General features: G+C 48.3%; 12 protein-coding genes. 4 read left to right on the top strand and 8 right to left on the bottom strand.

What is annotated here, in order from left to right; all coding sequences use genetic code 11:
* Positions 1-123: 123 nt before the first annotated feature.
* Complete coding sequence (locus ACYVK4_RS01320) at positions 124-1299, top strand: Gfo/Idh/MocA family protein (protein ID WP_461125682.1); 1176 nt, start codon at positions 124-126, stop codon at positions 1297-1299.
* 338 nt (positions 1300-1637) lie between these two features.
* Here the strand turns inward: ACYVK4_RS01320 and ACYVK4_RS01315 are convergent, their stop codons facing one another.
* The 7 genes from ACYVK4_RS01315 to ACYVK4_RS01285 all read right to left on the bottom strand — a co-directional run bounded on the left by ACYVK4_RS01315 (position 1638) and on the right by ACYVK4_RS01285 (position 8812).
* Positions 1638-2630 (bottom strand): hypothetical protein, encoded by a 993-nt coding sequence (locus ACYVK4_RS01315; RefSeq protein WP_461125681.1) that lies wholly within the window; start codon positions 2628-2630, stop codon positions 1638-1640.
* A gap of 415 nt (positions 2631-3045) precedes the next feature.
* Positions 3046-3339 carry a glycoside hydrolase family 97 C-terminal domain-containing protein gene (locus ACYVK4_RS01310; protein WP_461125680.1) on the bottom strand — a complete coding sequence of 98 codons (294 nt, stop codon included), beginning with the start codon at positions 3337-3339 and terminating at the stop codon, positions 3046-3048.
* A gap of 449 nt (positions 3340-3788) precedes the next feature.
* Complete coding sequence (locus ACYVK4_RS01305; RefSeq protein ID WP_461125679.1) at positions 3789-4244, bottom strand: DUF6326 family protein; 456 nt, start codon at positions 4242-4244, stop codon at positions 3789-3791.
* Positions 4245-4254: 10 nt separating this feature from the next.
* Positions 4255-4881 (bottom strand): hypothetical protein, encoded by a 627-nt coding sequence (locus tag ACYVK4_RS01300; RefSeq protein ID WP_461125678.1) that lies wholly within the window; start codon positions 4879-4881, stop codon positions 4255-4257.
* A 200-nt stretch (positions 4882-5081) separates the two neighbouring features.
* Positions 5082-5708 (bottom strand): hypothetical protein, encoded by a 627-nt coding sequence (locus ACYVK4_RS01295; protein WP_461125677.1) that lies wholly within the window; start codon positions 5706-5708, stop codon positions 5082-5084.
* Positions 5709-5792: 84 nt separating this feature from the next.
* Positions 5793-6374: a Crp/Fnr family transcriptional regulator gene (locus tag ACYVK4_RS01290; protein ID WP_461125676.1), complete on the bottom strand. Its 582-nt coding sequence runs from the start codon at positions 6372-6374 to the stop codon at positions 5793-5795.
* Between the two features lie 353 nt (positions 6375-6727).
* Complete coding sequence (locus ACYVK4_RS01285) at positions 6728-8812, bottom strand: glycoside hydrolase family 97 protein (RefSeq protein WP_461125675.1); 2085 nt, start codon at positions 8810-8812, stop codon at positions 6728-6730.
* A 191-nt stretch (positions 8813-9003) separates the two neighbouring features.
* On the opposite strand from ACYVK4_RS01285, the gene ACYVK4_RS01280 reads away from it, so the two are divergent.
* Positions 9004-10344: a sigma-54-dependent transcriptional regulator gene (locus tag ACYVK4_RS01280; RefSeq protein ID WP_461125674.1), complete on the top strand. Its 1341-nt coding sequence runs from the start codon at positions 9004-9006 to the stop codon at positions 10342-10344.
* A gap of 219 nt (positions 10345-10563) precedes the next feature.
* Here ACYVK4_RS01280 and ACYVK4_RS01275 read toward each other — a convergent pair whose 3' ends face one another.
* Positions 10564-11961 (bottom strand): pyridoxal phosphate-dependent decarboxylase family protein, encoded by a 1398-nt coding sequence (locus ACYVK4_RS01275; RefSeq protein ID WP_461125673.1) that lies wholly within the window; start codon positions 11959-11961, stop codon positions 10564-10566.
* Between the two features lie 479 nt (positions 11962-12440).
* Here ACYVK4_RS01275 and ACYVK4_RS01270 point away from each other — a divergent pair, with 479 nt between their 5' ends.
* Together ACYVK4_RS01270 and kdpA are read left to right on the top strand one after the other, a co-directional pair.
* A complete protein-coding gene (locus tag ACYVK4_RS01270; protein WP_461125778.1) occupies positions 12441-12521 on the top strand; it encodes a potassium-transporting ATPase subunit F in 81 nt (26 codons plus the stop codon).
* A 38-nt stretch (positions 12522-12559) separates the two neighbouring features.
* Positions 12560-14254: a potassium-transporting ATPase subunit KdpA gene (kdpA, locus tag ACYVK4_RS01265; RefSeq protein WP_461125672.1), complete on the top strand. Its 1695-nt coding sequence runs from the start codon at positions 12560-12562 to the stop codon at positions 14252-14254.
* Positions 14255-14351: the final 97 nt, after the last annotated feature.

Raw genomic sequence — 14351 nt, 5'->3', positions numbered from 1 at the left:
AGTGAAAGAGCGCCAAAACAAGGCGAGAAACGGATTGCCGGACCATCGCTCTTTCACTCTTTCACTCTTTCGCTCTTTTACGGTCTCGCTCTTTCACTCTTTCACTCTTTCACTCTTTCATTTATGAACTCACCACAAGGCGCGAATCGGCGCAACTTTATTAAGGAAACCCTGGCAACGGCCGCTGGTCTGGTCGTATTGCCGTCACTACCGGTCGAAACGATTGGTGCCCCGGCCATTCTGCGGACGGGCGCGCTGGGTAGCGACCGAATGCCGGTCGGGGCGGCACGGATTCGCTTTGCCGTGATCGGCATCAACCACGGGCACATCAACAGCCAGGTGGAAGCGGTGCTGCGGGGTGGGGGCGAATTCGTTTCGTTCTACGCTAAAGAGCCTGAACTGGCGGCACCCTTTGCCAAACGATTCTCACAGGCAAAGCAGGTGAAATCGGAAAACGAGATTCTGGATGATAAATCCATTCAGTTGGTGCTGACTTCCGGCATTCCTGAAGAGCGGGCACCGCTGGGCGTTCGGGTCATGAAGTCCGGGAAGGATTTTATGACCGACAAACCTGGTATCACCACGCTTGAACAACTCGCCGAGGTGCGTAAAGTACAGAAGGAGACCAAGCGGATTTATTCGATCATGTACAGCGAACGGCTCGAAAACCGGGCGACAGTGAAAGCCGGTGAACTGGTGAAAGCGGGGGCCATCGGCAACGTGATTCAGACCATCGGGCTGGGGCCGCACCGCATGAGTCCCAAAAGCCGCCCCGACTGGTTCTGGGACAAAAAGAAGTTTGGCGGCATCATCTGCGACATTGCCTCGCACCAGTTCGACCAGTTTCTGTTCTTCACGGGCTCGAAGAAAGCTGATATTGTAGCCGCGCAGGTGGGCAATGTTCACTTTCCGCAATACCCGAAGTTTGAAGATTTCGGCGATGTGATGCTCCGGGGCGACGGTGGCATGGGCTACATCCGCGTCGACTGGTTCACCCCCGACGGACTCAAAAGCTGGGGCGATGGCCGACTGACCATTCTGGGCACCGAGGGCTTCATGGAACTACGCAAGAACGTCGACCCCGCCGGGCGCGACGGCGGTAATCACTTGATCATTACGGATAACAAGGAATCGCGTTATATCGACTGTAGCAACGTACCACTGCCCTATGGCGAGCAACTCGTCAACGACGTAATCAACCGCACCGAAACGGCCATGCCGCAGGAGCATTGCTTCTTGGCGATGGAACTGGCCATCCGGGCGCAGAAACAAGCGCAGGTGGTGAATTTTAAGAAGTAGGTTTTTTTATCCCAAGGCAAAGCGTCAGATCGCCCTTCCGGGAACGGTCTGACGCTTTACTTTACCTAGCTGTGTCTGCACAGACTTGAGATAGAGACCTTGAACGTAAATAGCAACGAGAGTTAAACGATCGGGTATTCGCGAATGCAAGTAATTCATTGATTGTCCAGCCTAGTACAAATGTCTATTTGAAAATATGTGTTTGAAGTTAGAAATTAAAGCTGAACATTGAATGTCGAGCCCGAGCCGATGCTAATGCTTGCACATAGTTGATGTTATAATATTCAGTCCTGCTTTAGCAAAAACTTCTGCTGTGTATTCGCCCTTATGCCGTAATCCTACTTTTCAAACTTTATTAATTCATTATTGTAGTCAACAGTTACTTTGAAGTATTTTAAAAAAGAACCTCCAATAGCACCTTTCACAACTTTATCCATACTACCAATCATTCCTTTTGACCATGCTTCATCGGGTCTTTTTGCAAACCAAACAGGTCCAGCAGTTAAGTTTCCCACTTTCACCTCTGGAACTTCAATTAGGTCTGCACCTGTAAATTCTCCTTTCTCTATAATTCTCCATTCAGGATGTTGAAGGTGCCACTCATTAAAAAGACTTTTTGCAATGAAAGAGCCCGCAGTGGCCTTTGTGTCTATACCCAGTTTAGTTCTACCATTATCACTCAATAAAAAGGTAGCTCCTGTATCAAAAAGAAAATCAATTACTTTTCCATCAATTACTAATTTCATACTGGGATGCCCAAATATTTTATTGCCCATCTTGTCTTTTTTGAAGCCGAGTACTTGAATATTTTCATTGGCTAAATTTTGAGTAACTGGAGTATTGACAGACATTTTACCTGTCTTATAATTAAAAGTCCAAGCATTTCTTATGAAAAAGAATTGTCCTAAAAATAGTTGATAGTCTACAAATTTTGCAAAAAATATAGTTTCTTTTGTATCCTCTGGTGCTTCAATAAAAGGTATATTAATGTGTGATTTGAAATAATTTGAAATTTCTGGATATGGTATTGTTCTATTGTCGAATATTTCATTTGCATATATGTATTTGGTGGTGTCGCCGTCAATATTTAATAGTTTTACCTTTGACTCCAGATTTAGTCTCTTTACTGTCGACTTATAAATTGCCGTATAACCACCACCAGTGTCGCAAAATCCTACAATTGTATCCCCACTGATTGTAGGTACCTTTAGAAAGAACCGCCCTTCTATTAATTTAGCAGTTAAATATGTTTCTTCGCTTGATTTCTCAGAAATATTTTGTGAAAAACCCTTTGTGGAAATAATAATTAGCAGAATAAAAATATTTTTCATGACACTAATTTAATTAGAAACTGAATTGGCGATCGCATGAGACAAAATTCAATAATGTACGAACCTTTCGGTCTGTTTTTCAGTATAGCACTTTACTCTGTAATGCCTGTAATAGGATCATAAAAATATTGAGAACTACCTTAATGTCAGGCAAGTGACTTAAGTCTGCCTTCTTTGGTTATACAAAGTATAAACCTCTTATACAGTTCTCCTCCCCCTTGTTAATCTTCGCCTTGTGGCGTGCAGCTTTACATAACTATTTTCACACATCTACATATGTGCGTTTCAATGTTGATGTATGGATACATAAAGTAGCTGTAAATAACACAAAATCCCACGATAGTAAATGTCTCCGTTTTTAAAAATTAAGTTGATTTTTTGGATGCATGCCATTTTTTAGTTTTTGTGCCAAAACCTACCGCCTTACAATCTGTACAGCACACCCACCCCCTTTCACCAAATGTAGAGATAATTTGGTTTTGGTGGTGATGGTCTTCTTCTCGATGACATACGCTTCGGGGTTGGTAGCCCAGTTGGCGGTGGGGGCGTCGCGGTAGAGGGTGACTTCGTAGGTTTTGCCGGGTTCCAGAAACGGCAGGTCCAGCGGCAGGTCGCGGCTGTTTTCGTCGGTGATGGCCCCTACGTACCACTTGACGGTTCCCTTTTCTTTGCGGGCAATCATGACATGGTCGGCGGGTTTGGCGGCCAACCCTCATTCATTTAGTTGTCAAGCTATCTATTTTCTTTATTTATTGTAGCCCCATTAAGTTCGATAAAACTAAGTCCGCCAATAAGTACTACTTCAGTTAAAAAGTATATTTTTCCGACAACTGTCAATAAATCGTAGTATTTAATGAGTAGCCCGATCGTCAATGTACAGTATATCAGGTTTGCCATACCAATAAACTTGACAAAAGGAGCCAAATTTTCTTTTAATAATAAAAAACAAGCAGCGGAATAAATGCAAAAAAAAATGCTACTATAGAAAGAAAGTTTAATTTTTTGGCTGGCATTCCAAAATACTCATTAAATTGTCGTACAATAATAAATAGTGAAAACGCACTTATACATGCTCCAATACTGTCAATAAGAAAAAGTGTCTTGTGTTTTTTTGTAAATGGTTTTATTAGTTTTTTCATTAGTCTACTCGTTTGAAAGTTATTGGTAATTATCTGTACTGGTAGGCGCTTGTGTACGAGGCCACTTCCATGCATAATGAATAATAAGACAAAGAAGTACGACTTCTACAACAGCACCAAACAGCATGTGTATCCAAACCTCTCCTGCTAAATTAAACAATGTAAAGGGAATGAACACCGCGGCAATAATGATATTTGTCCATCGATTCATTGTAACCGGCAGGATAACAGAAAGGGAAATCATTAGTGACGGAACCGTTACTGAAGCGAGTACTGTCAATAGGAATCCCTGTGTAATAGTAAAGACAAATACCTTGCCGGCTAACAGATCTCTTAATGAACCCGGCATAAATAAGTGGAAATAGTCAATATAGATATATAGAAACATAAAACTCGCCCACAGTGCTGCAAGCTTCAGTTTTAAACTGACTTTGATTTCTTCCAACGCATTTTGCGGTATTTTTTGTGCACTCATAAATCATCAATTAAAAATTAAACCCAAAGTGAAAGCCTGGTTCCCCGAAGACAAATTTCGACCATTTATCGTCTAACTGTTTGAAGCCATCAGGCATTCTTGTGTGATAAAGACGGTGAGTAATTGCCATTGATGGTTGAATGAAAAACCTATCCTTAAAGAGTTTGATGTGATAACCCACGCGGTAAGTATTGAAAATCTGAAAACCGTTGTCAATTTTTCTGCCTTCAGGGTTTATAAAATTTTGCCAGGTAGGCATTACATTAAGTTCAGCATAAACCCCTTTCCATAAAAATCGTTGGTAAGCTACTGACAATCCATATTCCCGTACAAAACCTGGGAATTCTTCTTCCGGCTTTCCGTATGATTTGTTTAAAAAGGGATGAATACCATTCGGCCAGGCATATTTCCAGGTTTTTGGTTCTATTGTAATTACATCTTTTCCTGTAAGACGATAGCCTAAATTGAGTTGGACGAATTCGGGACTATTTGTCAAAGCCAAATTGCCCAGTAAAAACACCGTGCTACCTACGAACCACCGTTTGTAAGGGCTGTCTGTTTCAGCATATTGTGCCTTGAGTTGGAGCGTACTTGTCATTAGTAAGACAATACCAATGAACAAAATTTTCTTTTGCATATCTTCTTAAATTGATGTTAAACGATATACAAAGATGGATGGGTAGCTAGCTCAAATACGTTCACTTAAGTTAAGAAATGTATCTCAACGGTTATTTTTTCAAGAACTATCACCCTAAGCCTACTTAATGATTATGAATTCATGCCCAAATAACTTGCTAATTGGTGTTGTGGAACTATTTGGATTGGTTGGTAGACATATTAGAAATTATACCCAAAATGAAGTCCGGGTTCAAAAGCGAAGTATTTAGGCCATTTGCTTTCTACTAATTCAAAGGATTTTGGTACATTAGTTTGTACAGGCCAATGAGTCAAACCGATAGATGGTTCTATAAAGAAACGGTTTTTAAACAGTTTGATCTGGTAACCCAAACGGTAGGTCATAAATAACGTGTATCCATTTGCTATCTTTTTATTATCCTCATCCATATATTTCTGAAAAGCATTCATGGCATGAACGCCTGTATATAATCCTTTCCACCAAAAACGATTGTATGCTAATCCAATTACTTTTTGGCGTACATAGCCGGGATAATTTTCTCCTGGTGCATCAAATGATTTTCCCCAGGGGATACCTAATGGCCAGGTAAACTTAGATGTTTTGAATTCTAAAAAAACAACATCTTTAAGCGTTATTCTATATCCAATATTTAATTGCGCAAATTCCGGCGCATTTGGGTCATCAGGAATTAAATTGCCCAACATCAAGAATGTACTTCCGATAAAATACTTTTTATACGTATTGTCTTGTTTCGCGTATTGCGCACGCACCTGTAAACTGCTTGCCAACACTAAGGCAAGTCCAACGAATAAAATTTTCTTTTGCATATCTTCTTAAATTGATAGTAAACGATATGCAAAGATGAATGGGCGGCTAACTCAAATACGTTCACTTAAGTTAAGAAATGAACCTTACTCTTTATCTTTCTGTAAAAGCCTTGCTCTCAATCTACTTAATGATTGAGGTTTGATGCCTAAATAGCTTGCTAATTGGTGCTGTGGAACACGTTGGATAAGATCCGGCCTTTTTTGTATTAAGTTCAGATATCGCTGTTCAGGAGAAGAATTTTTAAACTCATCAAAGTCTATTTGTTTTTTAGCTAGAAGTTCTTCAGCTAATAGTCTGCACATGATTTCAAACTTTGGAAATTTACTATTTACTTCAACTTCCATATCCGAGTTTGAAACGGTAAGTATAGTGTCTTCTACACAGCTTATATAATATTCGGACGGGGTTTTACTTGTTACGCAAGGCGGTGTCAATGCTTCCATTTCTGTATAGAAAGCAGTTGTTTTTTCTTCACTATCTAAAATATAATATGATCGAATACAGCCTTTTAGGACAAAGTAGCTATCTTTTGATTTTTGCCCTTCTTTGAGTAAAGTAGTCCCTTTTTTTACCGAGCGGAATATGTCCAAAGAAACAATGGCGTTCTTCTCTTCTTCTGTGAGAGAAACGTACTTCGATATAAAATCAAATAATATGTTTTTCATAATTTTGTTGGTACTACCATCTGTTACACTTATTACCAGCACTGTTGGTGACGTTTTGAAGCTTCGCGAAGGCAAGGTTTTTTTAACGTAAAGCATTCTTGAAAGCACAGAGCCCTGGCTTTTTTATAACCCTTGCTGTGCCCGGTTTTTCGTTCTTCTGTCAAAGTTTCTGTCTCAAAACCCGGGTTATTTCGTCTGATTTATTTAGTGTCATTATATCATTTGGGCCCATCAACGTTGGTACGCTCGTATATCTCCAAAAGTGCACACAAAGTATGAATTAAATGGCTCCGTTTCTGATAGTTAAGTTAATGGTTCAGTGCCCTTTTCTTGATCAGGGGTTGTGTCAAAACTCACCGCCTTACAATCTGCATAGCACACCCGCCCCCCTTCGCCAGATGAAGCGTCAGTTTCGTCTTAGCCGTTACGGGTTTCTTCTCAATCACATACGCTTCCGGGTTGGTGGCCCAGTCGGCGGTGGGGGCGTCGCGGTAGAAGACGGCTTCGTAGGTTTTGCCGGGCTCCAGAAACGATAGGTCCAGCGGCAGGTCGCGGCTGTTTTCGTCGGTGATGGCCCCTACGTACCAGTTGGGTGCTCCCTTTTCTTTGCGGGCAATCATGACGTAATCGGCGGGTTCGGCGGCCAGTATTTTGGTGTCGTCCCAGTCGACCGGTACATCGCGTATAAACTGAAAGGCATCCAGGTGCTTCTCGTAGTTCTCGGGTAAGTCGGCGGCCATTTGCAGGGGGCTATAGAGCGTGATGTAGAGCGCCAGTTGCTTGGCCAGCGTGGTGCGAACGACCGTCGTGCGGGTGCTGTCGAACTGGTTGAGCTTAAAGCGGAACAGGCCGGGGGTGAAATCCATCGGTCCACCCAGCATCCGCGTAAACGGCAGCACGGTGGTGTGTTCGGGCGTGATGCCCAGCGTGGGCGCATTGTTGAATTCGCTACCCCGGGCGGCTTCACTCGCCATCCAGTTGGGGTACGTCCGGTGGAGGCCCGTCGGGTGCGCCGACTCGTGCGAATCGACCATGATTTTGTACTGAGCCGCTTTCTGAGCCACCCGCTGGTAATGGTTAATCATCCACTGACTGTCGTGGTGCTCGCCACGGGGAATGATTCGGCCCACGTAGCCCGTCTTCACGGTGTTGATGCCCTCTTTCACCATGTATTGAAAAGCGGCATCCATCCGGCGTTCGTAATTCGTAACCGAGCCGGAGGTTTCGTGGTGCATGATCAGCCGGACGCCTTTCTGCTGGGCGTAGGTCGTCAGGGAGTCGATGTTGTAGTCGGGGTAGGGCGTCACAAAGTCGAAAACGTCCTCTTTCCAGTTGCCGAACCAGTCTTCCCAACCCTCGTTCCAGCCTTCCACCAGCACCCCGTTGAAGCCGTATTTGGCGGCAAAATCAATGTACTTCTTCACGTTTTGGGTGTTGGCTCCGTGTTTTCCTTCGGCTTTGGCCCAGTTCGCTTTGCCGATGTGCATCTCCCACCACATGCCCACGAATTTCTGCGGCTTTATCCACGACGGGTCGGCAATGGTAGACGGTTCGTTCAGGTTCAGAATGAGTTTGGAGGCCAGTATGTCGGTGGCTTTGTCGCTGATGATGAGCGTGCGCCAGGGCGTCTGGGCCGGTGTTTGCAGATACGCTTTGTTGCCCACGGCATCGGGTGTGAGTTGCGACGTCAGCGTCAGGCTTTTCTTGTCCAGTTGCAGGTGCATGACCGGGTAGTTGAGCAAAGCCGCTTCGTACAGGCTTACATACAGGCCCTCATTGGTCTTGAACAACAACGGCGTTTGCACGGCGTTCGGCCCGATCACCGACTTCAGGGCAATGTCTTTCTCTTTATCCGCAGCCGTAATGGCGTCGACTTCGGTGAGTTTCGTCTTGTTGTAGAAATATTCGTTCGAGTCATAATCGCCCGGCATCCAGAAAGTCTGATGGTCGGCGGCCAGTTTGAACTGGGTTTTCTCATCATCGACCACAAAATGGGTCAGCTTAGGTTGTTTCGGAAACTCGTACCGGAACCCAACGCCATCGTCGAACACGCGGAAACGAATGCGCAGGCCAATGCCCGACCCGGATTTATCCTGAAGGGCCAGGAGGAGTTCGTTGTAGTGATTGCGAATCTGACTGACTTCGCCCCAAACGGGTTTCCAGGTTTCATCGTTTTTTGAGGAGTCGACACGGGTAATGGTAAAGCGGGTGAGCGATACGGCAGGCTTGCTCAGAACAAAGCCCAGTCCCGACGGTTCAATAACCGGCTTACCTTTGTAGCGAACCTGATACATCACCTCGCCCGTTGGCGTGTTCTGTGCCGTCACGACAATGGAGCGGTTTGGCGAGCTGACCGAGATGGATTGTTGCGCCAGACTATTGACCCAGACAAGGATGAGTACCAGAGCGGCCGAGATCTTTTTAGTAGAAAAGGGCATCGTAAAGTAGATTAGGTGCGTAGTCGGATAACGGGTGTTTTTAGCGCCGTTAACGCATGTACTGATTCAAATTTAAGTCAATTTTTAGGACGTACCTACGACGTACCTACGGACTTTAGTCCGTATTTAAATGCGCATAATACGGACTAAAGTCCGTGGGTACGTCATCATCACTGAAACCTTGATACCTATTGGCTACCATTTTACTTATTGACGACGAATCCCGGCTGCGGCAACTCCTCGCCCGGATTCTGCAACTCGAAGGCTATACGATTCTGGAGGCCGAAAACGCCCGCGCTGGCCTGAAAATCCTCGAACGGGAGGAGGTGCAACTGGTGATCAGCGATGTCAAACTGCCCGATAAAAACGGTATCGAACTGTCGGCTCAGATCAAGGAGCTCTACCCCGCCACCGAAATCATTGTCCTGACCGCCTACGGTACGATTTCCGATGGGGTGACGGCCATTAAAAACGGGGCGTTCGATTACATCACCAAGGGCGATGATAACGACCGGATTATTCCACTGGTGAGTCGGGCGGTGGAGAAAGCGAATCTGCAATTTCGGATCAAACAGCTGGAACAGCAGGTTAGCCAGCGGTACGGTTTCGACCGGATCATCGGGCGTTCGCGGCCCCTTCAGCAGGCCGTTGACCTCGCTCGTAAAGTCGCCGTGACGGACACGACCGTTCTACTCACGGGCGAAACGGGTACGGGCAAAGAAGTCTTTGCCCAGGCCATTCACCAGGCCAGTCCGCGCCGGACGGGGCCGTTTGTGGCGATCAACTGCGGGGCGCTGGGAAAGGATATTCTGGAAAGTGAACTGTTCGGACACCGGAGCGGGGCCTTCACGGGGGCCAACCGCGACCAGAAAGGGCTCTTCGCCGAAGCCAACAAAGGCACAATTTTTCTGGATGAAATCGGCGAAATGCCCCTCGACCTACAGGCGAAGCTCCTGCGGGTACTCGAAACCCACGAGTTTCTGCGCGTGGGCGACACCAAACCAACCAAAACCGATGTGCGGGTGATTGCCGCCACCAACCGGGGGCTGGAGCAGGAAGCCAGCGCGGGCCGATTCCGGCTGGATCTGTACTACCGGCTGTCGGTGTTCCAGATCGAACTCCCCGCCCTCCGCGACCGGCGCGATGATATTCCCGATTTGGCCAGCCAGTTTGCCCGGCAGGAAGCGGCCAAAATCGGTAAGCGCGATGTGCGGCTGAGTCCGGCTTTTGTACAGAAACTACAGGGCCATGCCTGGAAGGGCAATATTCGGGAGCTGAAGAACGTCATCGAACGGGCGGTCATCCTCGCCGACGCCAGCAACGGCACCCTCGACCTCACCCCTGATCTGTTGCCCTACGAGATGCAAACCGGCTCCCTCCCGAACGATGCCACCGCCCTCGATCTGGCGACCGTTGAGCAGCAGCACATCCGCCGGGTCCTTCAGCAGACCAACGGCAACAAAACCGAAACCGCCCGGCTGCTGGGCATTGGGCTGACGACGCTGTACCGGAAGCTGGGGGAAGGGGAGTGAGTGGAGTGGTGGGGTAGTGTAGTAGGTGAAGTGGTGTCAGTTTCTGGTGCGCCAGCCCGGTTAAAACTGACAATAGAGGTTTCTCAAAACCTCGTTGATCAGCTAGCCTCACGAGGTTTTGAGAAACCTCGCCGTGTCGGGTCTGAGGACCCGACACCACGCAACCACAGCTATAAAACCCAGCCACACTCCACTTACTTCACGACTCCACTCACTGCACTATCCCACCACTTTCACCATTTCCCCAAAAACCACGTCCAAATCCTCCGCCGTCGTTCGCCAGTTGACGAAAGCGGCACGTATACCTGCACGTCCCTGGTAGACAGTCGGTGTCATGAAGACCAGACCAGTTGAATTCAACGACGTCAGAAAAGAGTTCACCCGCTCCTGCGTGGCATCGCTCAGTGAAAAACAGACCGTGTTGAGCCTGACCGGGGCCAGTAACTCAAACTGGGCACTGCTAACCAGTTTCTCGCCGAAGGTCTGGGCCAGCCGGATGTTGGTTTCCACGATGGTCTGATAGCCCTCTTTCCCGTACGCCATCAGGCTGAACCAGGCGGGTAAGGCGCGCAGTCGCCGGGAGCTTTCGGGTACCAGCGTCTGGTAGTTGACGTTCGTCAGCAGGTCGCCGAGGTAGGGGCTGTTGAGCGGTTGCAGGGTTTCGATGTGGAGTTTACGGTGCTTCGTCTGCATCAGAAAAATGGCGCTGTCGTAGGGCACGTTCAGCCATTTGTGGCAGTCGATGGTAATACTGTCGGCCTGCTCCCAACCGGCCAGCAGGTGCTGATAGGCGGGTGAACAGGCGGCAAATCCACCAAAGGCCCCGTCGACATGCCACCAGAACGAGTACTTCTTTTTCAGTTCGGCGATGACCGTCATGTCGTCAAAGTCGACGGTGTTGACGGTGCCCGCACTGGAGATCAGAATAGCGGGTTGACCGTTGAGGGCCTGTAGTTTCGCTTCCAGATCGCGCACATCCATCGCTTCCCGATTGCCGTCGAGGTAGTTGATACGGGTAACGTTGTTCCGGCCAATACCGAGCATCGCCAGCGACTTCACCGCCGACGCGTGTGGCTCGGCCGACAGGACTGTGATGCCCGGCACCATGCCGTCGTTGGCAATGTCGACGCCCAGTTGCTGACCCGCCCACTGCCGGGCCACACTCAGGCAGGTGAAGTTCGACATGGTCGCACCTGAGACAAACCCACCCAGGAAGGTATCGGGGAGGTTGAACAGTTGCCGTGCCAATTGAATCGTTTCCAGTTCAATATTGGCCGATATGTCGCCCTGCCCGGCGGAGGCAAACGTACACTGATCGAACGCCGTGGCCAGCCAGTCGCCTACGATGGACGCCGGGGTGGTGCCGCCAATGACATAACCCCAATAACGCGGTCCCGATGAGGCTACGATGACGTTTCGCAGTCGGGCATTGAACTCGTCAAAAGCACTGAGTGCGCCCATGCCCTGTTCCGGCAACTGATTTGCTGAAGCATTGGCTATATAGTTGCCTTTTGTTGGCAGCGTATCGAGGGCATTGAGGTGGGCCAGACTTTCGGCTTTGGCCCGTTCGAGAAGAGCGGCCAGGTTGTCGGAGTCCTGCTGTAGCGGAGAGGGCATGGTAGCTAATGAAAATGTGCTGTAAAGAAAGGCAACTTGTCCTGAAGAACCATAACGCCATAATCGCTCACTTAACCCTACCAAATTGAAAAACCAACCCTGCCAAAATGGAAAGGTTGGTTTTCTGTATTCTTCCCGAATAGATCGGTTATTTGTTATAATATTCTGTTAGTCAGGAGATTCTTTATTTGTGTTGTGGGTGATGAATAGTCTGGACTATTTCTTGGCATAGGGATATCAACTGTTTAACACATTATCCCAATACCCATGAGTACGCTATTGCTTCTCGTTATATCAGCCATCGGCTGCTTCGTTTTCTTCTACAAAACCATCGACTGGTTCGAACGAATTTAAAGAGCGAAAGACTGAAAGAGCGAATGAGTGAATAAGCTGATGCATCCACGTTTCACTTCACTTATTGACTTTCGCTCTCTCACTCATTCGCTCTTTCACTCTCTCATTCTTTCGCTCTTTCGCCAATGCTCACTGCCTTATTCATCATCGCTTTGCTGGTATTCGTGTACATGCTGTATGTGCTTATCAAACCAGAGAAATTTTAACCTGAAACACCAGCCAAAGCGGTACAATACACACAAATATGTCAACTGAATTAATGGGCGTTATCGTCATGTATGGACTGACCGTCCTGCTGGCTATCCCGTTGGGCAAGTACATTGCCAACGTCTTTAAACCGAAATCGGCCAATGGGCCGCTGGAACGGTTCATTTATCGCGTCGGAGGCATCGATCCTACCCGCGAGATGAGCTGGAAAGAGAATCTCGTTGCCCTGCTCACCCTCAATGCCGTGTGGCTGGCGTTCTCGTTCACTTTGCTGGTGCTGCAGGGCAGTCTGCCCCTCAATCCCGATGGCAACCCATCCATGACACCCGATCTGGCGTTCAACACCGCCATCAGCTTTATGGTCAACTGCGACCTACAGCACTACTCCGGCGAGTCGGGGCTGACCTACCTGACGCAGTTGGGGGTCATTACCTTCCTGATGTTCGTTTCGGCGGCAACGGGCATCGCGTCGCTGCTGCTGATCGTCCGGTCGTTTTTACCAAGGGTGGTCGATACCGTCGGTAACTTCTACGTGTTCTTCGTGAAGGCGATTACGCGGATTTTGCTGCCGCTTTCGTTCGTTGTCTCCCTAATCCTGGTCTTCAACGGTACCCCCGCCAGTTTCGACGGGAAAGATTCGGTCGTAACCATGCAGGGCGATACGGTCGGTGTTTCGCGCGGCCCGGCGGCTGGCATGATCGCCATTAAACACATCGGAACCAATGGGGGCGGGTGGTTTGGTGTCAACTCGGCCCACCCGCTGGAGAATCCCAGCTATTTGACCAACATGGTTGAGATAGTGGCGCAGGTGCTGCTGCCCATTGCCATGCTGTTTGCGCTGGGCTACCTCATCAACCGTCGGCGGTTTACGTGGGTGGTCTACGGCGTCATGACACTGGGGATGCTCTGCCTGCTCATCCCGACGCTGGTGACCGAAGTGCACGGCAATCCGGCCCTTATGCATCTGGGCGTGAGCCAGCCAACGGGTGCTATGGAGGGCAAAGAGGTTCGGTTTGGTCCGCTGGCTTCGGCCTACTGGAGCATTGTCACGACCATCATCTCAACGGGTTCGGTCAACTCCATGCACGATTCGTCGATGGCGCTGTCGGGTACAATGGAACTGCTGGGCATGATGACCAACGCCTTCTATGGCGGCTGTGGCGTCGGCTTTCTGAACTACTATTACTACCTGATTATCGCGGTCTTTATTTCGGGCCTGATGGTCGGTCGGACGCCGGAGTTGTTCGGCCGGAAGGTCGAAGCGCGGGAGATCAAGATCGCTTCGATTGTGGCGCTGTTGAGTACGTTGCTGGTCAAAGGTGGTACGGCGCTGGCGGTTTGGTTCTTGGTAAAATACCCCGATGCAGCCTGGGCGGTGAAACCCTCGGCCTGGCTCAACAACCCCGGTAATCACGGTTTTTCGGAGATACTGTACGAGTTCACCTCGGCCAATGCCAACAACGGGTCGGGTTTCGAAGGGCTGGGCGACAACAACTTTTTCTGGAACTACGCTACGGGTATCGTTCTGATTCTGGGCCGGTTCATCCCCATCATCGGCCCTGTTGCGATTGCCGGTTTGCTGGCGCAGAAGAAGTACGTGCCTGAGTCGGCGGGCACATTACCCATCGATACGGGTACGTTTGGGCTGATGACCTTCGCGGTGATTCTGATCATTACGGCCCTGTCGTTCTTCCCGGCACTGGCTCTCGGCCCGCTGGCCGAATACTTTTGACCGGGATTAGATCAAGATGGTAAGGATTAAACAAGATTATTTATTACTGAAAAAGCCAGACACTTATTCAGTATTAAGTAATACCCTGAACAGCTTC

The sequence above is a fragment of the Spirosoma aerophilum genome (genome assembly GCF_054782495.1).
Note: the sequence above shows the minus strand (reverse complement) of the source record. Positions and strands in the feature narration are given on the sequence as shown.

Excerpts from the sequence above, each read along its gene's own strand:
- ACYVK4_RS01270 (WP_461125778.1), top strand. The coding sequence starts at position 12,441 with ATGCTCACTGCCTTATTCATCATCGCTTTGCTGGTATTCGTGTACATG.
- ACYVK4_RS01320 (WP_461125682.1), top strand. The coding sequence starts at position 124 with ATGAACTCACCACAAGGCGCGAATCGGCGCAACTTTATTAAGGAAACC.
- ACYVK4_RS01295 (WP_461125677.1), bottom strand. The coding sequence starts at position 5,708 with ATGCAAAAGAAAATTTTATTCGTTGGACTTGCCTTAGTGTTGGCAAGC.
- kdpA (WP_461125672.1), top strand. The coding sequence starts at position 12,560 with ATGTCAACTGAATTAATGGGCGTTATCGTCATGTATGGACTGACCGTC.
- ACYVK4_RS01285 (WP_461125675.1), bottom strand. The coding sequence starts at position 8,812 with ATGCCCTTTTCTACTAAAAAGATCTCGGCCGCTCTGGTACTCATCCTT.
- ACYVK4_RS01290 (WP_461125676.1), bottom strand. The coding sequence starts at position 6,374 with ATGAAAAACATATTATTTGATTTTATATCGAAGTACGTTTCTCTCACA.
- ACYVK4_RS01300 (WP_461125678.1), bottom strand. The coding sequence starts at position 4,881 with ATGCAAAAGAAAATTTTGTTCATTGGTATTGTCTTACTAATGACAAGT.
- ACYVK4_RS01305 (WP_461125679.1), bottom strand. The coding sequence starts at position 4,244 with ATGAGTGCACAAAAAATACCGCAAAATGCGTTGGAAGAAATCAAAGTC.
- ACYVK4_RS01275 (WP_461125673.1), bottom strand. The coding sequence starts at position 11,961 with ATGCCCTCTCCGCTACAGCAGGACTCCGACAACCTGGCCGCTCTTCTC.
- ACYVK4_RS01315 (WP_461125681.1), bottom strand. The coding sequence starts at position 2,630 with ATGAAAAATATTTTTATTCTGCTAATTATTATTTCCACAAAGGGTTTT.